The following is a 20,484-nucleotide window of genomic DNA, read 5'->3' as shown; positions in this document are numbered from 1 at the left end:
CTATACAAGGAGGCTTATATGAAAACCCAACCATCCACGGTGCAAAGGCTGCTTGCTTATGCACTTGTCTATAAATACAGAATTGCCGGAGCGATACTCGTGCTTTGCTGCGCAGTAGCCGCAGAGCTAGGCGGTCCCTACATTATTTTAACTATCATTGATAAGCATCTAAACATACAAACAGGGAACATGGAACCCGTATTAAAGCTGCTTGGTCTCTATATCGGACTCATTATCATTGCGGGGATAAGCAACTTTATTCAATCCTACACGTTACAATCGACGGCTTTGCAAATTATTAAAAATATACGAATGGATATTATGCGGCATGTTCAGCGTATTCCACTTAGATACTTCGATAATACGCCGATCGGTCAGGTTGTATCTCGGATTGCTAACGATACCGAGGCGGTTCGAGAATTGTTCATGAGCTTTATGGCGACCTTTATTGTTAGCTTGTTTCAGTTGGTCGGTATATTCATCGCTCTATTTATATTGGACGCTCGTTTAGCTTCCTTCACTTTAATTCTTCCGCCGATATTTGCAGTGATCATGTATGTCCATCTGAAATACTCGAAAAAATACATTGCAATTATGCGTGCCCGGCTTAGCGACATGAACGCCATGATTAACGAATCTATCGTTGTCATGCCGATCATACAAGCTTTTCGTCGGGAGAAGGTGACGTTAGAGGAATTTGACGTTCTAAATGAAGATCGTTATGTCAATCAAGTAAAACAATTCCGTGTGTTTTCCTTATCCTCGCGTAATATCGTAGGAACGATAGGTAGCTTGATCACCGCATCTGTCATCTGGTATTTTGGAAGTGCTTATCTTGTGGAAGCTGTAGTTTCCTTTGGTGTATTTTATGTCTTTATCGATTATCTGGGTAGAATATTCAATCCAATCATCGGAATATTCGATCAGCTTACGAATGCCCAGAGAGCATTCGTGTCTGCGGAGAAAGTGTTCGCCGTCATGGACATGGATGGTGAAGAGGTAGGGAACGCAGATCAGTCAGCCCGCCCGCAGGGGATTGTGAAATTTGAAGATGTAACCTTTGCATACAACGAAGGCGATAATGTATTAAAGGGAATTTCCTTTGAGGCTCGCAAAGGCGAGACGATAGCGCTAGTTGGTCATACAGGCTCCGGCAAGAGCTCTATCATCAATTTGCTGCTCGGCTTTTATGAGCCGGGGCAAGGTCGTATTACCGTAGACGGAGTCGATATTACGACGTTATCTAAGCAGGCTTTGCGTAAGCATATGGGCATCGTGCTTCAGGATCCCTACCTGTTTGCTGGAGATATCAAGTTCAACGTGAGCTTGTATAATAAGGGTATTACATTGGAGCAGGTGAAGAAGGCGCTTGGTGATGTGGGCGCAGCACCGTTTATCGAGCAGCTTCCTAATGGGTATGAGGAGCAGGTTGTGGAGCGGGGTAGCACGCTCTCTTCTGGTCAGAGGCAGCTTATCTCCTTTGCACGGGCATTAGCATTTGATCCATCTATTCTCATTCTGGACGAGGCTACCGCAAGTATAGACAGCGAGACAGAAGGATTGATCCAAAAAGCGCTCAAGGTTGTCAGTGAAGGCCGAACAACATTAATCATCGCGCATAGACTATCGACGATTCGCGATGCCAACCAAATTCTCGTGCTTCATCGCGGAGAGATCGTGGAACGAGGAAATCACGATGAGCTCATGGCTCTAGGCGGACGTTACTTTAAGATGTATCAGCTGCAAAAAGGGGAGAAGGCAGTTTTGACCTCCTAAGACCGACTCGACTCACATAGAATATCAAAATTAAAATAGTCCCAAAGGGTCCATTAAACCCCTCGGGACTATTTTTGCTTCAATTAATTTTCTGAGGCCATCTTATTCAAATCGGATGTGAGCTTGTCCAATTGAAGAAAGCTTTCCTCGATGTCTGCTATCCTTTTGTCCTGAGTAGTCATGCTGGCCGACATCTCTTGGACGGAAGCCATATTCTGCTCGGTAGCCCCCGCGATGGTGACAATCTGGTCGGTAATCTTACTGTACTGCTCTTGCAAATCGTCAGCTGAACGGTTTACTTCGGTGGACTGCTGCTCTACCTTCGCGGAATCTTCCGCTAGGGAACGCATAACCTCTGCCACCTTCTTGACCGCAGAGCTGCTTTCAAGGACGGTCTGTTGTCCTTGAATGACCTGATCAGCGGCAAGTGTCGTCTTAGAACGAATCATCTCGAGAATATTCTCGATCTGCTCAGTAGATTGCTTAGAGGACTCCGCCAGCTTACGAATTTCTTGCGAAACAACTGCGAAGCCCTTACCGTGTTCCCCAGCACGTGCTGCTTCAATGGCTGCATTGAGTGCAAGGAGATTAGTTTGATAGGAAATATCTTTAATGGTGGCGACAATATCACTGATCTTCGTATTTTGCTCATTGAGCTCGTTCATGACCTCTACAGAAGAATCGATTGTATCATGAACATGATTCATTTGCGTTTCTAATGATTCCGCTTCTTCGCTGCCGACTTTCGTAAGATTAACGGAATTTTGCGATAGCTCACGCATTAAGGTTGATCGTTCTGCGAGGGATGCTACCTCTTGCTCGATAAAGCTTATGGATGCACTAATCTCGGTAATGCTTGAGTTTTGCGTCTCAATACTAGAAGTGACTTCAGTGAACGAAGAAGTCACTTCCTTGGAAATAATGCTGGTGGATGTAACGTTCTCCTTTAGATTTGAGCTAAAACCATTAAGCGTATGTAGGGAGGAGGTAACTCGATCCACGATGATTTGCGAGCGATTTTTCTCCAGGACCGCTTGTTCACTTTGTGAGATAACATCAGTCTGTAGACGTTCGCTAAATTTGGTTGATACATACAAGGGAGAAGCAATGAGCAACAAATACATGATCATTGTAAAGGGATCTTGTTGCCCGAATAAATCTTCCTTGTAGGGGCTAATAAATAGATAGATCGTTAAGGCAATCCCCGATACACCGGAAAATGCGATAGATCTTGAATTACCGTATAAGGTCATAATAGCCAGATTGGTGTAAACGAGCGAATAGGTTGTGAGTATAGGGCCAGTGATTATTAATAGTAGGGTTAAAACCGTAATAATAAAGGATATAAAATACATGATGTATTCCGACATCCAACGCTTGTAGGTCAATAGTGTTGCTAAGCCTCCAGCTAATGTGCCAACGATAGCGAGAACTATGATTGAGCTTGTAGGAGCATCGGTAAGCATGTCCACTACAATGCCGAGAACAAGCATCCCCCAAATGATATTAACAAGCAGCTTATTTCTTCGATGTAATGTTTCATTGGAATTCACTAATAATCCGCCCTCCGACTTCAATTATTTATTAGAAAACAATACCATATCTCTTGGTCTATCAACAATATCCGTTCATTTATCTAGGGACAGGGTACCGTTGTCTAAGCTTATTGCCCATATCCTGAATGATAGCAGGCTGGGGAATGGATAGAAGGTTTTCTGAAGGCGGCCACCATTGATTTGCCTGTAATTCATGTAGGGTTTCAATAACCGCATTTTTGAAAATAAGGACGCCGTCATTCCCGACAACCGAACGCTCTTGCAGGCTGGACATTGTTGTGGGCTTGATTAGTGGATAAGCTCCGGGCTCTGCGCCTACACCGGCCCGTTCATAGAAAGCTTTAACAAGCTCGGCCCGTTCCACACCAGAGCCCTCGACGAGCACGAAAGCTTGAACAATCATCGAACGTACTTGCCTGCGCTGTGCTATCCCACAAAATTTGAACCCATCAATATGTAAATCATAGTCTCCAGGGCAATAAGAGCCTTCGACCTCGCCTTTATGTATGTTACAGCCTAAGGAGGCAAGTGATTGGCGAATGAAAGCATACATTCGGTCGAAGTCATTACGGAACCCTTGAGCGAATGTAGCTGATATCGGCATAATGAGAGAAAGGTTGATAACACCCGTGTCGAGGGGAACGGCTGCACCACCGGAATGCCTTACTAAGACGTCATATCCGGAATGCTCTAGCCAGCGTACCGCATCAGCAGCTCTCGGTAGTCGACTATCCTTAGTTCCCATGACGAACGCGCGAGGGTGTCTCCAGAGATGGCACACTGCGGGACCGCCCTCCCCAGCTTGTCTGCATAGCAGCTCGTCTAAAGCAAAGGAATAGCTACTATCTCCTGTCAGATCCTCTGTTCGATCCAATAGTAGCATATCCTTCGTCCAAGCCATTTCTGATTCCATATCATTGTCATTCATTCCAGCACCTCAATGAGTCCGTTAGTAAATAGTTCCTTTTAACTTGTGTGTTAACGCTATTGTACCTTATGAGAAGAAGGACAACACAGAGCTCTTTGCATTTTATTTAGGTGATTCTATCTAATTTACATAGGGTTGGGTGGTATAATCAAATAGTTAAATCTACAGCATGAGAGGAATTCACAATAGTGAAAGATGCACTTTGGACTAAAAATTTCATGTTACTTATGATATCGAATTTGTTTCTGTTTCTTGCGCTAGAGATGCTACTGCCTACCCTTCCGGTGTTCGCGAAGGATAAGGGTGGCACCGATACAGAGGTTGGTCTTATTATTGGCTTATTTACTTTTTCGGCTGTTATTCTGAGGCTGTTTGTCGGAGTGGCTTCCGATAGGTTTGGTAAAAAGCTGCTTCTAATTGTTGGAGTGTTCATCTGCTTAATTGGAACAGCAAGCTATCTGGCAGCATCGACTATTGCGATTATGTTTATCTTGCGCCTCTTTCATGGGGTTGGCTTCGGTATATCGACGACACTCTATGGCACAGCTGCCGCAGATATTGTTCCAGCTTCTAGAAGAGGGGAAGGTCTGGGCTTCTTCGGTACAGGGAATGCTGTCGCCATATCGATTGGACCCTTCCTCGGAATATGGCTAATGGAATCGTTCGGCTTCTCTGCGTTGTTTATCGTTGGAGCCATTATATTATTGCTAGCGATTTTGTTTACCTCCTTCGTCAGTGGAAAATCCTTTAACGAAAATACGGAAAATAAGCAGAAGCTTCCATCGCAGCCGATGCCGCTTCTCCAACGGTTTGTGGAGCCGAAGGCGCTTATGCCATCTTTGCTCGCATTACTTATGGGATTTTCCTTCGGGGGCATAATTAGCTTCATCACTCTGTTTGGTAAGGAGACTGGTGTTCAGAACATTGGTTTCTTTTTCCTCGTCGTTGCGATTAGCGAATTCCTGATCCGATTCGTCAGCGGGAGGATTTTTGATAAGAGGGGTCGTTTTTGGGTACTCTTTCCATCAGCAATATTGTGCATTATCGGGTGCGTTCTACTTTATATGACTCATTCTACGAGTATGCTTATGCTGTCTGGTGTATTCTATGGAGCTGGCTTCGGGGCTATGTTCCCGGCGTTACAGGCTTGGGTAATCGACCGTGTGGAGCCGCATCGTAGGGGAGTAGCGAATGCAACCTTCTTTAATGCGTTTGATCTTGGCATTGGCCTTGGAGCTATTCTTCTAGGGTTTGTAGTCACATGGACGAACTATGCGACAATGTATTTGATATCCAGTCTATTCTTTGTTGTATACCTAATGGTTTATGTCAAATATGAGCGGCGTATGAAAATACTTGGCAATAAATTCTAGCTCCACTATCTAATCAAGTCTAAATGTGCTTGTTGTAGGCGAGAGTGTTACACTAAGGATGCAGTGATTGCAACTAAGTAATCTAGGAGGCACAACTATGAATTCGTTTGAGCTATACAATCCGACTAAGCTAGTATTCGGCGCGGATAAGATCGGACAGCTAGGGGAGCTAGTCACACCCTACGGCAAGCGAATTCTCCTTGTATATGGTGGAGGAAGCATTAAGAGCTCAGGATTATACAACGATGTCTTGTACCAGCTAGAGGGCATTGGAGCAATCGTACACGAGCTGCCGGGCATTGAGCCGAATCCTCGACTAGCTACGGTGAACAAAGGGATCAACATATGCCGTGCAGAGAAGATTGATTTCATTCTTGCTGTTGGAGGCGGCAGTGTTATTGATGCCGCTAAGGCCATTGCAGCGGGTGCTTTGTATGACGGCGATGTATGGGACTTTACAGTACGCCAGGCTACCATTCAAGAAGCGCTGCCTTTAGGCACCGTGCTTACCTTGGCAGCAACGGGCTCTGAGATGAACGGTAATTCTGTTATTTCCAACTGGGAGACGAAGCAGAAGCGGGCAATGGGCAGTAAGCTTATTTATCCGAAATTCTCGATACTCGATCCTAAGCTGACTTATACGGTTCCTGCGAATCAAACCGTTAATGGAATAGTCGATATCATGTCACATGTATTCGAGCAATACTTCAGCTTGACAACAGATATCCCGTTACAGGAAAGATTCGCAGAATCCATTCTTCTCACGGTTATTGAGAACGGGGAAAAGGCGCTCGAGAACGGATCGGATTATGATGCGCGAGCTAACCTGCTTCTAGCGGGTACATATGCACTTAATGGCACGCTGCCTAATGGTGTTTCGACAGATTGGGCCACGCACGGTATTGAGCATGAGGTAAGTGCAATTTACGACATTGCTCATGGAGCCGGGCTAGCGATTATATTCCCTAACTGGATGAAGCATGTATATAAAGAACGGGCAAGTAAGTTCGTTCAATATGCGGTCCGTGTGTGGGGTGTAGATCCGAATGGGAAGAGCGACGATGAGATCGCGCTTGAGGGTATCGAGGCGACTCGTAACTATTTCACGCGCATTGGCGCACCTGCAACGCTTGGTGAGCTTGGTATTAACGATGAGCAGTTGGATCGAATGGCAGAGGAAGCGACTAAATATGGTCCTATCGGTTCCTTTAAGATGCTGTCTAAGGAAGATGTCTTAAGTATTCTTACAGCTAGCTTATAATAAGCAAGATTGTCGCCAGCAGGAATAGCAAAGAGACCGCCATACCCATGGCGGTCTCTTTGCTATTCACACGTCTGAGGAATAAGCGGAGGATCGACTGGAAACAATACCCTGTAATTAATCAGAGAGATGGGGTGCAGCTATGGGTTTTTTTAGCCAGATGCTTTCTAACAATCGGCGTAAGAGCAGTATCCCAGCCAACGTTAATCGAACCGCACCTATTTACAAGAAAGTAGCTGCTTCGCTGCAAGAAAATATGACATACGTAACTGAAGCTCTCTACAAGACTTCAGATCTCGTTACCCGGCCTGTCCATTGTGAGCCAGAACAAGGCTGCCTTCTCTATCTCAATTCGGTGTGTGATACGACTAAAATACATGAAGAAATTTTGAAGCCCTTGCTTGGATCACAAGAAAAAGCAAACATTGATCAAGTTCTTACTGCCGCTATCTTAAAGAAGCAGACAAATTTGGAAACAGCCATTGATCTCATGATTAAGGGGTATGTGCTTCTCTTTCTTGAAGGCAGGGAAGAGTGCCTTGCTATTCAGGCTTCCAGTATCAACAACAGAAGTGCAAGCGAACCAGCGAACGAGAAAGCCATTCAAGGAGCTCATGATGGCTTTATTGAAAGTATGCTAATAAATCTTCAGCTTGTACGTAAGCAGATTAACAGCCGCAACCTTGTTGTCCGCCATTATACATTAGGAAAGATGACTAAGACAGAATTATCTATTGTTTATTTGAACGATCTAGTGAATCCTGAGCTTGTTGAGGAGATTGAACGCAGAATATTAGCTATCAATGCGGATAATGTCAGTTCCGGGTATCTGATGCTTGAATATTTGGAGGATCAATCGTTTTCTCCTTTTCCACAAATTCTACAGACAGAGCGTCCGGATAGGGTGGTTAATAACCTCCTGGAGGGACGCGTAGCTCTCCTATCGGAAGGGACTCCTGCTACGTTAATAATGCCTGTAACCTTCTTCGCCTTCTATCAGTCGCCTGATGACTATAATAGTCGATCTTTGGCTGGTACCTTCCTCAGACTATTGCGATTGTTCAGCTTTTTTATTGCAATCTTGCTTCCGGCCTACTACATCGCAGTTGTGTCTTTTCATTACGAGGTCATTCCTATGGAGCTCTTCTATCAAATTAAAGGCAGTGTTGAGAAAATTCCTTACCCCCCCATTCTGGAAGCCCTCTTCATGGAGCTGACTATTGAGCTGCTTAGGGAAGCGGGAATGCGTTTACCTGCCCCAATTGGTCAATCCATTGGCATCGTTGGAGGCTTAGTTATTGGGGATGCGGTCGTTAGAGTTGGGATGGTATCTTATCCGATGATTATCGTTGTTTCCTTGACGGCAATAGCCTCCTTTGTAGTCCCTTCTCATGAAATGAGCTACTCTGTTCGATTACTTAGGTTTCCAGTAATGATCGCTGCGTCATTGTTTGGCTTCTTAGGTATTGTCTTTAGTTTCGTGGTCATATTAATTCATCTCTGTAAGCTAGAGCCATTCGGTACGCCCTACTTTGCACCATTAGCTCCGATGCGGTTCAAGGATTGGAAGGATGCTATTGTTCGACTCCCTTTCTGGAAGCTGAATGAACGTCCATTGGATCCGCACCCCCAGAAGCTGAATCAAGAAAGAGGTGTGAAGGAGGAGGGTAATGATGATAGGGGTTAAAGAGAAGATTACGTCAGGGCAGCTCATGATTTTAATCATCCAAACACAGATCGGTATAGGTATTTTGTTCCTACCTTCTACGGTAGAAGCCGTCGCTAAGAATGATGCTTGGATATCAGTTCTTATGGCTGGGGTAGCTTCCAGCTTAATGATTTTGATTATGTGGGCGCTTAGCCGGAGGTTCCCGTCGATGATTTTGTTCGACTATCTGCCACTGCTATTAGGGAAGATTGCGGGAAAAATTGTTCATGTTATTTATGCGATGCTGTTTATTTTAGAATGCAGCCTGGTTATGGTTATGTTCGCAGATGTTGTTAGAGATTGGGTATTCGCTAGCACCCCAATATGGGTAATCCTTGCCTTAATGTTAGGGACTTCTGTTTACATGGCTGTAGCAAGAATCCAATTAATTGCACGGTTTTTCGTGCTAACCTTCGGGCTAATTTTCGTCCTGATCCTGATTTCTACCTACGCGTATCGAGATGCGGATATCATGTATATATTACCGGTTAATGGGGTTGGATTTCCGAGTATATTCAAAGGCATGGAGAAGTCATTGAGCTCGCTATTTGGCTTTGAAATTCTTCTCCTCTGTTATCCCAATGTGATAGGTGTAAGCAAAAAAATCCTCAAAGCAGCAATGTTTGGTAATATATTCTCTACCTGTATATATAGTTTCCTTGTGTTCACCTGTTTAATTGTCTTCAGCCCCGAGGAGCTTCGAGTCATTCCGCAGCCGGTCTTGTATATGGTGAAATCACTATCGTTCACCGTATTTGAGCGTGCCGATCTCTATTTCTTAACGATATGGGTAGTTGTTGTGGTTTCAACAGTTATATCCTATCTGTTCATGTCGGCCAAATCGGTATCTACACTGTTTGGCAAGAAGAAGCATGCGGGCTCTGTTCCGGTAGTCGCTCTTATTATTTTAATAATTTCGCTCATCCCTCATAACCAAGAAATGGTAAACATGCTGCAAAATATCGTAGCTGGTATTGCCGCTGTCGCCATCATTGTGGTTCCCCCTATTTTGTTAGGTATCTCTTACCTGTTAAAAATTAAAGGAAAGGAACAGACCAAAGGATGAGAAGGAATCTAAATGGGGTGATAATAGCGGTAATTATCCTTATGCTGTGTGGTTGCTGGGATCAGAAGCTACTGAAGAATGAGAGAAATGTAAGTATTGGAGGATTGGACCAAGGGCCTCATGGGTTGCTTAGGGCAACAGTATCCCTTAGGGATATCGCGGTTACAGAAGCTGGCAACAAGGATACGAGTGAGGTTCACACTGTACTGGCAAGAACCACGGAGCATGCTAGGGAGTTAGTTAACCAGGAAGTATCAGGGGGGTATTCTCCCGCCAAAATGCGTGTGCTTCTGCTAGGTGAACCTCTCGTAAGAAATCATGACGTAATGCCTTATCTAGATGTGTATTATCGGGATTCTAAGAGTCCATTAAATGCCAGAGTTGCTGTAACAAAAGGGGATACAGAGGATTTAATTCGAATTAAGCAAGTCGGTTTGAAGACAATTGGTTTGTATACGGATGATCTACTGAATAGCATGGAGCAATCGACGGCCGTTCCTCACGTTGATATTCAGACACTTCACCCGTTAGATCGTGGATTCGACTTCTCGCTCCCTTATTTAATTATTCGTGAAGGTGTGCCGACGGTTAGTGGGATAGCTTTGTTTGATGGAATTAAGATGACGGAAACGTTAAACTTGGATGAATCGAAGCTCTATATGTTGTTGTCCAACATGAAAAACAAGACGGCTACAATAACTAAGAAATCGGTAGATAAAAATAGAACAGATAGCTATGATTATGTAACTATTGATGTCCGAAAATTAAAGCGTAAGTTCAAGGTGACCGTCTCGGACAATCAGGAAATTAAAGTAAAGCTTCAATTGAAGCTAAGAGTCAGTGTTGTGGAGGATCCGAGCAATCATTTGTACCATATGAGCGTCATGCATAAACTGGAGAAGCTCTTGTCGGAACAGCTGACGGATGAAGCGAAAGCGATTGTTCAGAAAATGCAGAGGGCAGGACACGATGGCTTTGGTATAGCCAGGAGACTTATGGCATATCATCCCAAGCTTTGGAAGCAAATAGATTGGAAAAAAGAGTATCCGGAGGTTCAGTTCGATACGAGAGTTTTAGTTGAAATTGCAAATACTGGGATTACACAGTAATAGGGAGGATAATGCTTGCCCCTGAGAGAATATCTATGGATTGGAACAGTCAGATCGGAGCAGATGGATAGGGAAAATCTGATTGGACAAATGGATATGAAACGAGTGGAGGGGTACGGATGACAACAGTGACGTTAGAGGGGATTATGGACAAGCTAGAGCAAATGGGAACGGAGCAGACGAAAAAAACCTTCCTACGTCATGGAGCACAGGAGCCTTTTTTTGGAGTAAAGGTAGGAGACATGAAGAAGCTAGTTAAAGACGTGAAGAAGGATCAGAATGTGGCGCGCGCGCTCTATACAACAGGGAATAGCGATGCTATGTATTTAGCAGGCTTGACCGTTAACCCAAAGACGGCAACGAAAGAGATGCTGCAAGATTGGGTAGGGAAGGCTTATTGGTACATGATTGCGGAATATACAGTGGCCGGGATTGCAGCGGAGAGTCCGTATGCAGTTGAACTGGCTCTGGAGTGGATAGAATCACCTAACGAACAGATAGCGACATGTGGCTGGAGTACCTATGCCAATTATATATCTATCACCCCAGATGACCAGTTGAACATGGGAGAGATCGAATCGTTGCTCCAACGGGTAGAAGAGGGGATTCACGAGGAACGTAATCGTGTTCGGTATAATATGAATACTTTCCTTATTGTGGTAGGCAGCTACGTAGCTCCGCTACACGATGAAGCGATCAGAATTGCCAGCGTAGTCGGTAAGGTTCATGTGAATGTTGGCCAGACAGCGTGCAAGGTGCCGTTAGCCACTGACTATATCAACAAAGTCAAACAGATGGGGCGTCTCGGCAACAAGAAAAAAACCTGTATTTGTTGAGGGAGCGCGCCGCGCCGGACCAGATGCACGAAATAATCGAGCATCTCTGCCCAATGGAGCCCCCTGTCGGACCAGTAGCACGAAATAATCGAGCATCTCTGCCCAATGGAGCCCCCTGACGGCCCGTAGTACGAAATAATCGAGCATCTCTGCTCAAAACAAGCCTGTCGTCGGGCCAGTTAGACGAAATAATCGAGCATCTCTGCCCAAAGGAGCCCCCTGTCGGACCAGTAGCTCGAAATAATCGAGCATCTTGCCCAAAACGAGCCTGTCGTCGGACCAGTTACACGAAATAATCGAGCATCTTGCCCAAAACGAGCCTCTCGTAGGCCATTTGCACGAAATAGTCGAGACTACATTCGCAAGCCATCATAACATTCTGTCAACAGCTTTCATGACGAAAGCTGTTTTTCCTTTGATTGAACTTGAAAGCGCTTTCGTATTATGATAATTACAGAGTTAAAGAGCAAAATAAGATAGGCCAAAAGTTAGGGAGGTTATAAATCAATGAGTCAGAATGTCAGCCAACAAAAAGCTTCCGAACAAGGCTTAAAAGTCGCCATTCAGAAGTTCGGCAGATTTCTGAGCGGGATGGTCATGCCGAATATCGGGGCATTTATTGCATGGGGTTTAATAACAGCTATGTTTATACCGACAGGCTGGTTACCGAACGAGAGCTTGGCTTCGCTCGTCGGACCTATGATCACATATTTATTGCCGCTTCTGATCGGATACACCGGTGGGAATATGATACACGGAGCGCGCGGCGGGGTTATTGGTGCCGTGGCCACAATGGGAGTAATCGTTGGCTCAGACATTCCAATGTTTCTTGGCGCAATGATTATCGGCCCGTTCGGGGCTTGGGTTTTGAAGAAGTTTGACAAATCAATTGATGGGAAAATACCATCAGGCTTCGAAATGTTGGTTAACAACTTCTCGTCTGGAATCATTGGCGGTCTTCTAGCGCTTGTTGCGTTCAAAGGAATCGGACCGGTCGTGGAAGCGATCAGTAAAGGCTTAGCAAATGGAGTGCAAGCGCTGATCGATGCTGGATTGTTGCCTCTGGCGAACATTATCATCGAGCCAGCTAAAGTATTGTTCTTGAACAATGCGATCAATCACGGGGTGCTCAGCCCGATCGCGCTTGACCAAGCGACGAAGGTCGGGAAATCGATAATATTCATGCTCGAGTCCAATCCCGGACCCGGACTAGGTATTCTGCTCGCATATTGGCTTTTCGGTAGGGGCTCGGTTAAGCAATCGGCGCCAGGGGCAGCCATTATTCATTTCTTCGGCGGGATTCATGAAATTTATTTCCCGTATATCTTAATGAATCCGCGATTAATTCTTGCAGCGATTTCGGGCGGTGTAGTTGGAACGTTCACCTTTACGATTTTCGGAGCAGGGCTTGTCGCCACTCCTTCACCGGGAAGTATTTTCGCTTACATTGCTATGACGCCGAAAGGCGGACTGCTGCCCGTACTAAGCGGAGTTCTTACAGCGACTATCGCTTCGTTCTTAGTTGCTTCGCTTCTGTTAAAAACAACGAAGAAAACGACAGAGGATGATCTAGAAGCTGCAACAGCAAAAGTAAACGAAATGAAAGCCCAGTCCAAAGGGGTTAGTGCTCCAGCTTCGACAGGAGTGGTAAAAGCCAATTCCGAGGTAGACAAAATTGTTTTTGCTTGCGATGCCGGAATGGGCTCAAGCGCGATGGGCGCTTCGATTCTTCGCAAAAAAATGAAAGATGCAGGGGTGCAGGTGACCGTCACCAATACGGCTATTAGTGACATTCCAGGAGATGCAGATATCGTGATCACTCATCAATCTTTGACAGACCGTGCAAGATTGAAGGCTCCGAGCTCCGAGCATATTTCGATTGAAAATTTTCTCAAGAGCCCTGCGTACGAGGAGTTAGTAAGCAGATTAAGTAAATAATAAATAGAAGCGTAACGCAGGCGTATATGACGTCGGCGTTACGTTCATTTTCTTAAAGAGGGGGCTGCCGGATGATGAAAGTGTCCAATAGACAAAGACAGATATTGGAAGTGCTACTGAACCGGCAGGGGGAAGTGACTGCAGGCCAGCTTGCACAAGCTGTCCAGATCAGCGCTAGAACCGTTCATCGGGAGCTGCAGGAGCTTGAGCCTGATCTCAACTCCCACGGCCTATCTTTAGTTAAGAAATCCGGCTTTGGAATTATTGTTGAAGGCGATGAGCAGAGCTTGAATCGATTTCAATCCGAGCTTCGTCAATCCGAAACCGAGACCTATTCGCCCCATGAACGTAAGCTGCTCATGCTTTGTTTGCTTCTAGATGAAGAGGAGCCGATTAAGCTGTTCTCGCTAGCTCGTGAAGCACAGGCTGCAATTCCCACAATCAGCCGTGATTTAGAGGAGCTTGAGCCTCAATTGATGAATGGCGGTCTGCAGCTCGTCCGAAAGCGTGGATATGGCGTAGAAATTACCGGTTCAGAAATTGCAAAACGTAGCTTTGTCGTCAAGCTGGCGGAAGATTATTTGGATCATTCGGATTTCTTCGGAGCTCCGTCGGGACAGACGGATTTGTGGCCCACAACGCGGAAATTACTGCATCTGGTCGGCCAAGATATGTTTATGGCTATCGAGCAGGCTTTATTTCAGCACAGTAAAGAGTGGCTTAAGAGACTTAAGGAATCGGATTATACGCGATTGCTCATCCGGCTTTCCGTAGCGATTAGTCGGATAAAGCGAGGTCATCTCATTCAACCTTCCGTTAACGGGAACTCATCCGGACAACTTGCGGCGACAAGTTTTGAAAGCTTAAGCCAAGTTACACAATCATTAGGGATGGGGGAGTTGCCCGATGATGAGATAGCGTATTTGCAGTTGCTATTTGATGAGGCAGAGCACAAGGCCCGGAATAACTCCGCCGTTATTTTTGACGAAAAGGGACTGGAATTGGCCGAGCAAACGGCGGGGTTTATTCGGCTGATGGAAATGGAGACAGAAACGCCTTATAGCAAGGATAGATCGCTGCTGGCCGGATTGATAAGTCATTTAGGTCCCGCCATTAGGCGTCTTCGAGAAGGGGAATCCATTCGGAATCCGTTGCTAGCTCAGATTAAGAAAGACTATGAGGTCCTCTTCGATGCCGTGCGTAGAAATGCGGAAGAGATATGGATCGACATTGCCATACCTGACGAAGAAATCGGTTATCTGGTTATGCATTTCGGGGCCGCTGTCGAAAGGTGGAAGCTGACTCCGGGCAATGTTCGGGTACTGCTCGTGTGTACGAGTGGAATCGGTTCATCAAAGCTGCTTGCGGTACGCATTACTAAGGAAATTCCGCAAGTTCAGCTATTAGGCCATTACTCCTGGTATGAAGCCTCGCGAATGCCGCAGGATCGTTATGATCTTATTGTCTCTACAGTAGATCTCCCGATAGAATCGGAACGTTACATTAAGCTAAGTCCGCTGCTGACACGGGAAGAGGCGGAAAAGCTGAGATTGCATGTCCGAGAGCTGGCTTTATCGCTGAGTTCATCTTCTAGTGCTGTGAAAGTTAAGGAGCAAGGAGCTTGGGAACGTCTGCAATTGATGAAAAGATATACTTCCGAGATGATCGTTATTTTGGAGCAGTTTCAAGTTTATCGTCTAGCCGAGGATCATGAATTTCCAGATTTGCAAAGCTTATTGGTGAGTCTACTTGATATGATGTCGTTAGAAATGGATTCGCAAATCAACACGAAGCTTGCCAAGCAGCTTGTCGATCGTGAAGCTCAGGGGAGCGTGATCATCCCAGATACTAAGCTGGCACTGCTCCATACCCGAAGCGAATGGGTAAGCAAACCAGTTATTTCTTTGTTTAACCTTAAAAATCCGATTTATCTGGGTCAAGATTCTATATGTGAAGTGAGACAGATTTTCCTTATGCTTGCCCCAGTTGATCTAAATAAGCCGGCGTTGGAAGTATTGAGCGAAATTAGCGCGATGCTGCTGCTACCGGAAATGGTTAAACAGCTTGAAGACGGAAATACGGAAACGATCCGCGCATTCATTTCACGAAATATGGAAGCATACATGAAAACAAAATTAGAATGGAGAGAACCATCATGAGCATACTGACGAAGGATAAAGTGAAACTAAACGTAAAGGTGAAAGACAAATATGAAGCTATCCGACTAGCCGGGCAATTGCTCGTTCAAGCAGGACACGTTCCAGAACAATACGTGGAAAAAATGATTGAGCGGGAGAACGTATCTTCTACCTATCTTGGGGGAGGACTTGCGATGCCGCACGGAACGAACGATTCCAAAGAGCTAATTCGCTCGACGGGGATGTCTGTAATCGTGCTTGCGGATGAAGTCGATTTCGGCGATGAGCCGGCTCGCTTGATCATCGGGCTGGCAGCAGTGGGAGAAGAGCATCTCGAAATGCTATCTAGCATAGCGGTGCTAGTGTCCGATGAAGACGATATGCAGCGGATTATTCAGGCTACATCGGAGGAAGAGCTTATTCAAATATTCGAAGCAGGTATGGGGGCATGAAGGCGGTCCATTTCGGCGGTGGGAATATCGGGAGAGGGTTTATAGGTTTGCTGCTGTCACAGGCAGGCTATCGCGTGGAGTTTGTCGATGTCGATGATCAACTCGTGCAACTGCTGCAGCAGCGAGGACAATATACCGTCCAGCTTGCGAATGAAAAAGCGGATTGTACGATTGTTGATCAAGTATCGGCCATTAACGGAAATGACAAGGAAGCTGTCGCTCAAGCCGTAGCAGAAGCCGATATCGTCACGACGGCCGTAGGTGTCAATGTCCTGAAATATATTGCCGGGAACATAGCGGAAGGAATTAGAAGAAGGTTGGAGCGCTCCTCCCCGCCCCTAACGATTATCGCTTGCGAAAATACGATTGGCGGAAGCACGCAGCTTAAATCGCTTGTCTATGAGCATTTGCCTGAGGAGCTAATAGAGCAAGCCGATCGAGTTATCGCTTTTCCCGATGCGGCGGTTGATCGGATCGTTCCGCTTCAGCAGAACGAGGATAGACTAAAGGTTGTTGTCGAGCCTTTCTATGAATGGGTCGTCGATCGATCAGCAATGTTCGAGGACTCTCATGAAATTCCCGGCGTTCATTACACGCAGGACCTTCAGCCCTATATTGAAAGAAAACTGTTTACCGTAAATACAGGTCATTGCTGCGCCGCCTATCACGGATATTTACAAGGCTTTAGTACCATTCAGGAAGTGATGCAGGATCAAACGATCCTGAACGAGGTACGAGGAGCCTTGAAGGAAACGGGAGCGGCTTTAATTAGTCAGTACGGATTCGACAGTGTCGAGCACGATCGTTACATTGATAAAATTTTGGAGCGGTTTCGTAACCCTTATTTAACGGACGAGGTTGTTCGGGTTGGACGTTCTCCCATTCGTAAGCTATCCCCGAACGACAGGCTGGTTCGCCCGGCTCTTATCGCGCACTCTTTTGGAATCGAAACACCCTATTTAACAAAAGCGATGGCTGCAGCACTGTTGTTCGATTATGAAGAAGATCCGGAAGCCGTTCAAATTCAGATTAGCTTAATGGAGCGAGGCGTGGGCTTAAGCATTGCCGATTATACTGGGTTACCAAGCGAGCACCCCTTACATGAAGGTATTCTTTTGGCTTATGAATCATTAAAGAGACGGAAATAAGGGTAGGAAGGATGGATGGAAATGAAACTCGATATTAAAGGAATTGCGGCTTCCCCTGGATTAGCTGTCGCACAAGTTTATGTCTATCATTCGAATGAATATATTCCCGCTGAGAGCCGAATTGAGCAGCCTGAGCTTGAAGTCAAACGGCTCCAGACAGCCATTAACGAAGTAAAGCAGGAGCTTGAAATCATTCGCGCCTCCACCGAAGAAAGACTTGGTGCAGATAAAGCTGAAATTTTCGAAGGCCACCTCATGATTGCTGAGGACCCTGATCTAATAGATGGCATCATCGAGAAAATAAAAGAGGACTCAGTTAACGCAGAGTTTGCCTTGTATGAAGTTTCTAAGTCCTTCATTGAAGTGCTTAGCCAAATGGATAATGAATACTTGCGGGAACGCGTCGCAGATGTTCGTGATGTGTGTAATCAAATCATGAATCGCTTGCGAGGAGTGGAGCAACAGGGCTTATCTACTCTGACCGGAGAATATATCGTTATCTCAGAGGATTTATCTCCTTCTGACACAGCAAAGCTTAATCTGGAATCTGTAAAAGGCTTTGTTACTGAGATTGGGGGGCGCACTTCGCATTCAGCCATTATGGCGAGATCGTTGGGCATTCCCGCTATTGTGGGTGCTGGAAAGGATCTGCGGCAGATTAAGTCTGGCGAGTGGGCTATTCTGGATGCAACAGAGGGGACACTACTTGTAAATCCAAGCCCGGATGAATTGGCTAATTTCACGGAAAAGAAAAGCTCTTACGATCAGCGGCAAGCCGAGCTGGCACAATGGGTCAATCGCAGGACGATTTCCGCTGACGATCATCACGTTGAGCTTGCCGCTAATATTGGGAAATTAGAGGACGTCCAGAAGGCTCTAGATAACGGAGCGGAGGCGATTGGGCTTTTCCGTACGGAGTTTCTTTATATGGGTCGGAGCACGCTTCCTTCTGAAGAAGAGCAATTCAACAGCTATAAATATGTGCTGGAGAAAATGCAAAATAAGCCTGTCGTCATTCGCACGCTGGATATTGGTGGCGACAAGGAGCTACCTTATCTTGATTTGCCTAAGGAAAGCAATCCTTTTCTCGGTCAGAGAGCACTGCGTCTATGCTTGGAACGGCCGGACATCTTCCGGACGCAGCTTCGCGCACTGCTTAGGGCGAGCCGTTATGGCAACTTGAAAATTATGTTTCCCATGATTGCCGTACTAAGCGAGCTGCGGGAAGCGAAGCAGCTTCTGTCTGAAGAGCGGAGCAAGCTCGAAGCTGAAGGTGTCGAGCTTGCCGAGTATATAGAAGTAGGCATGATGATTGAAGTGCCCGCTGCTGCGATTTCGGCGGATTTGTTCGCCAAGGAAGTCGACTTTTTCAGTATTGGTACGAACGATCTCATTCAATATACGATGGCTGCCGATCGAATGAATGAAACAGTGTCCTATTTATACCAGCCATGTCACCCTTCCATTCTAAGGCTAATTCGAATGGTCATTGAAGCAGCACGCAAGGAGGGGAAATGGGTCGGCATGTGCGGAGAGATGGCGGGTGACGAAACCGCGATTCCGTTCTTGCTCGGTCTGGGGCTTCACGAATTCAGCATGAGTGCGGGCTCGATTCTACGAGCTAGAGAGCTGATTGGAAGCTTGTCCAAGAAGGAATGGGATGTTCATACCGATCAAGCGATGACTCTAGCGTCTCAAGATGAAATTCAAGCATTCGTTCGCAACCATCAACAAGGAGGGGCAATCTTATGATTTCAAAAAATTTCACGATTATTAATCCAACAGGCTTTCACGTCCGCCCAACTAAAGCGTTCGTTCAAGTCGCATCGGAGTTTCCTTGCAAAATCAATGTAACGAACAAAGGTAAGACGGTTAACGGAAAAAGCTCGCTGAGTATGCTTACGTTAGGCATCGCTTCGCAAGACGAAATTACGCTTGAAATCGACGGAGAAAAAGAGGAAGAGGCGATGGAGCACTTGGGCCATCTTCTGACGCAGATTTACGAGTAATATATTAAACAACGACAAGGGGCTGTCCCATAGAACTTATGGGCAGCCCCTTTGAAATTAGAATATCCTCCGCGCGGTCACGAAGCGCTTTCTCCATTTCGCATCGAATTCGGCGACATGTACACCTTTTTCCTTGGAAAAAGTGTGAAGGATCTGGTTATTTCCAGCGTAAATACCGACATGACCGATATCTAGTCCGCGTGCGCTAAAGAAAAGCAAATCCCCCTTGCGCAGTTCGTTTAATTGAACCTCTTGGCCTTCTTTAGCTTGATTATAGGAAACACGGGGAAGATCGATAGACAACACCTGATTGAAAACATGTCGAACGAAAGAAGAACAGTCGAACGTTAAAGTTTGATCAGAGGATGCCCCAAACTCGTAAGGGGTGTCTAAATACTTTTTTCCGAACGTAATAAGCTCGTCCGTTTGGAGCTCGACAAGCGACGGGCTGTTGTAATCGGAATAGGCGGGCTTGGCTGAGATAAAGCCGATTTCGTCTTTCTGCGTTCGCACTTCCAACCAGCTTGCATCGATTTCCCTCAGTACGTGTATTTTTTCTCCTTTAGGGATCATCCGCTGTGAGCTTTCGGTCAAGCTGCTCGGAGAGCTACGGAGGTTAACTCCATATCTCACGGTGCTCTCATATACCGGAGGGGAAGAGATTGTAATGTCGCCAGAGTATGCATGCCATTTGACGAGATCTCCAAGCGTTTCACTAATGAACCGCAGTGGAACCATTGTGGTGCCGTTAATTAATTTTCCAGGTTGGGCTAGGGTAATGAGCTGATTGTTTTTGTAAGCAGACGTTTCTCCGATTCGATATGTAAAGGTCATGCTTTCCTTAGTGGCGGTCACGGTCTGAGTATTATTTTTCCAAGAAATTTGGACACCCTGAGCCTCGAAAAGGGAACGCATCGGAACGAGGGTATAGCCGTCTATGTTGACGGGATTAGCTGTTAACGCGAGCTTTTTTCCATCCATGTATATGTCTGGAACAGCATTCGTTTGAGCATGGGCGGGATAGGCTTGGCATAAAAACATGCCCAGTATGGCCATTGCTCCGATTTTGGTCATCATCTTGCATTCGTGCTCCTCTCATATTTTAGCTATACCTGTTTGACGAGTCGAAGCAACAGTTTGTTGTGTGGAAAAATAAGGGGTATACGATTGGTGAGATGCATTCTCG

Annotated in this window: 16 protein-coding genes; 13 read left to right on the top strand and 3 right to left on the bottom strand. The window is 45.8% G+C overall.

What is annotated here, in order from left to right:
- Positions 1–18: 18 nt before the first annotated feature.
- On the top strand, positions 19–1,776 hold the full coding sequence (locus KCTCHS21_RS28645; RefSeq protein ID WP_130615818.1) for an ABC transporter ATP-binding protein: 1,758 nt from the start codon (positions 19–21) through the stop codon (positions 1,774–1,776).
- Positions 1,777–1,859: 83 nt separating this feature from the next.
- On the opposite strand, the gene KCTCHS21_RS28640 is transcribed toward KCTCHS21_RS28645, so the two are convergent.
- Together KCTCHS21_RS28640 and KCTCHS21_RS28635 are read right to left on the bottom strand one after the other, a co-directional pair.
- On the bottom strand, positions 1,860–3,329 hold the full coding sequence (locus KCTCHS21_RS28640; RefSeq protein WP_130615816.1) for a methyl-accepting chemotaxis protein: 1,470 nt from the start codon (positions 3,327–3,329) through the stop codon (positions 1,860–1,862).
- A gap of 79 nt (positions 3,330–3,408) precedes the next feature.
- Entirely contained in the window at positions 3,409–4,260 is an 852-nt protein-coding gene (locus KCTCHS21_RS28635; RefSeq protein WP_130615814.1) for a lipoate--protein ligase family protein, read from the bottom strand.
- A 188-nt stretch (positions 4,261–4,448) separates the two neighbouring features.
- Between KCTCHS21_RS28635 and KCTCHS21_RS28630 the strand changes: the two genes are divergently transcribed.
- From KCTCHS21_RS28630 to KCTCHS21_RS28575, 12 genes are all read left to right on the top strand, one after another.
- Positions 4,449–5,633: an MFS transporter gene (locus KCTCHS21_RS28630; RefSeq protein WP_130615812.1), complete on the top strand. Its 1,185-nt coding sequence runs from the start codon at positions 4,449–4,451 to the stop codon at positions 5,631–5,633.
- 97 nt (positions 5,634–5,730) lie between these two features.
- Positions 5,731–6,894, top strand: coding sequence for an iron-containing alcohol dehydrogenase (locus KCTCHS21_RS28625; RefSeq protein WP_130615810.1), 1,164 nt, complete (start codon positions 5,731–5,733; stop codon positions 6,892–6,894).
- A gap of 142 nt (positions 6,895–7,036) precedes the next feature.
- Positions 7,037–8,581 carry a spore germination protein gene (locus tag KCTCHS21_RS28620; RefSeq protein WP_130615808.1) on the top strand — a complete coding sequence of 515 codons (1,545 nt, stop codon included), beginning with the start codon at positions 7,037–7,039 and terminating at the stop codon, positions 8,579–8,581.
- Entirely contained in the window at positions 8,565–9,668 is a 1,104-nt protein-coding gene (locus tag KCTCHS21_RS28615) for a GerAB/ArcD/ProY family transporter (protein WP_130615806.1), read from the top strand. The genes KCTCHS21_RS28620 and KCTCHS21_RS28615 overlap by 17 nt, the downstream gene beginning before the upstream one ends.
- A gap of 17 nt (positions 9,669–9,685) precedes the next feature.
- On the top strand, positions 9,686–10,777 hold the full coding sequence (locus KCTCHS21_RS28610) for a Ger(x)C family spore germination protein (RefSeq protein WP_162309397.1): 1,092 nt from the start codon (positions 9,686–9,688) through the stop codon (positions 10,775–10,777).
- A 128-nt stretch (positions 10,778–10,905) separates the two neighbouring features.
- Complete coding sequence (locus KCTCHS21_RS28605; protein ID WP_130616759.1) at positions 10,906–11,613, top strand: DNA alkylation repair protein; 708 nt, start codon at positions 10,906–10,908, stop codon at positions 11,611–11,613.
- Positions 11,614–12,120: 507 nt separating this feature from the next.
- Positions 12,121–13,551: a PTS mannitol transporter subunit IIBC gene (locus KCTCHS21_RS28600; protein WP_130615802.1), complete on the top strand. Its 1,431-nt coding sequence runs from the start codon at positions 12,121–12,123 to the stop codon at positions 13,549–13,551.
- 71 nt (positions 13,552–13,622) lie between these two features.
- The gene (locus KCTCHS21_RS28595; RefSeq protein WP_130615800.1) at positions 13,623–15,710 is read left to right on the top strand and encodes a BglG family transcription antiterminator; all 2,088 of its coding nucleotides are present in this window, start codon (positions 13,623–13,625) and stop codon (positions 15,708–15,710) included.
- A complete protein-coding gene (locus KCTCHS21_RS28590; RefSeq protein ID WP_130615798.1) occupies positions 15,707–16,141 on the top strand; it encodes a PTS mannitol transporter subunit IIA in 435 nt (144 codons plus the stop codon). Before KCTCHS21_RS28595 ends, KCTCHS21_RS28590 begins: the two co-directional genes overlap by 4 nt.
- Positions 16,138–17,289, top strand: a complete 1,152-nt coding sequence (locus KCTCHS21_RS28585; RefSeq protein ID WP_130615796.1) for a mannitol-1-phosphate 5-dehydrogenase — start codon at positions 16,138–16,140, stop codon at positions 17,287–17,289. The genes KCTCHS21_RS28590 and KCTCHS21_RS28585 overlap by 4 nt, the downstream gene beginning before the upstream one ends.
- 21 nt (positions 17,290–17,310) lie before the next feature.
- On the top strand, positions 17,311–19,041 hold the full coding sequence (gene ptsP, locus KCTCHS21_RS28580; RefSeq protein ID WP_130615794.1) for a phosphoenolpyruvate--protein phosphotransferase: 1,731 nt from the start codon (positions 17,311–17,313) through the stop codon (positions 19,039–19,041).
- Positions 19,038–19,298: an HPr family phosphocarrier protein gene (locus KCTCHS21_RS28575; protein ID WP_130615792.1), complete on the top strand. Its 261-nt coding sequence runs from the start codon at positions 19,038–19,040 to the stop codon at positions 19,296–19,298. The genes ptsP and KCTCHS21_RS28575 overlap by 4 nt, the downstream gene beginning before the upstream one ends.
- 57 nt (positions 19,299–19,355) lie before the next feature.
- On the opposite strand, the gene KCTCHS21_RS28570 is transcribed toward KCTCHS21_RS28575, so the two are convergent.
- On the bottom strand, positions 19,356–20,375 hold the full coding sequence (locus KCTCHS21_RS28570) for a stalk domain-containing protein (protein ID WP_232057996.1): 1,020 nt from the start codon (positions 20,373–20,375) through the stop codon (positions 19,356–19,358).
- Positions 20,376–20,484 lie beyond the last annotated feature (109 nt).

It is taken from the genome of Cohnella abietis (assembly GCF_004295585.1).
In the GTDB taxonomy this organism is placed as follows: Bacteria; Bacillota; Bacilli; order Paenibacillales; family Paenibacillaceae; genus Cohnella; species Cohnella abietis.
The sequence above is the reverse complement of the archived record's forward strand: the minus strand, read 5'-3'. Positions and strand labels throughout refer to the sequence as shown.

What these genes read in the sequence shown, in the direction of transcription:
- KCTCHS21_RS28645 (WP_130615818.1), top strand. Translation starts at nt 19, where the DNA reads ATGAAAACCCAACCATCCACGGTGCAAAGGCTGCTTGCTTATGCACTT.
- KCTCHS21_RS28635 (WP_130615814.1), bottom strand. Translation starts at nt 4,260, where the DNA reads ATGAATGACAATGATATGGAATCAGAAATGGCTTGGACGAAGGATATG.
- KCTCHS21_RS28625 (WP_130615810.1), top strand. Translation starts at nt 5,731, where the DNA reads ATGAATTCGTTTGAGCTATACAATCCGACTAAGCTAGTATTCGGCGCG.
- KCTCHS21_RS28620 (WP_130615808.1), top strand. Translation starts at nt 7,037, where the DNA reads ATGGGTTTTTTTAGCCAGATGCTTTCTAACAATCGGCGTAAGAGCAGT.
- KCTCHS21_RS28615 (WP_130615806.1), top strand. Translation starts at nt 8,565, where the DNA reads ATGATGATAGGGGTTAAAGAGAAGATTACGTCAGGGCAGCTCATGATT.
- KCTCHS21_RS28600 (WP_130615802.1), top strand. Translation starts at nt 12,121, where the DNA reads ATGAGTCAGAATGTCAGCCAACAAAAAGCTTCCGAACAAGGCTTAAAA.
- KCTCHS21_RS28595 (WP_130615800.1), top strand. Translation starts at nt 13,623, where the DNA reads ATGATGAAAGTGTCCAATAGACAAAGACAGATATTGGAAGTGCTACTG.
- KCTCHS21_RS28590 (WP_130615798.1), top strand. Translation starts at nt 15,707, where the DNA reads ATGAGCATACTGACGAAGGATAAAGTGAAACTAAACGTAAAGGTGAAA.
- KCTCHS21_RS28585 (WP_130615796.1), top strand. Translation starts at nt 16,138, where the DNA reads ATGAAGGCGGTCCATTTCGGCGGTGGGAATATCGGGAGAGGGTTTATA.
- ptsP (WP_130615794.1), top strand. Translation starts at nt 17,311, where the DNA reads ATGAAACTCGATATTAAAGGAATTGCGGCTTCCCCTGGATTAGCTGTC.
- KCTCHS21_RS28575 (WP_130615792.1), top strand. Translation starts at nt 19,038, where the DNA reads ATGATTTCAAAAAATTTCACGATTATTAATCCAACAGGCTTTCACGTC.
- KCTCHS21_RS28570 (WP_232057996.1), bottom strand. Translation starts at nt 20,375, where the DNA reads ATGATGACCAAAATCGGAGCAATGGCCATACTGGGCATGTTTTTATGC.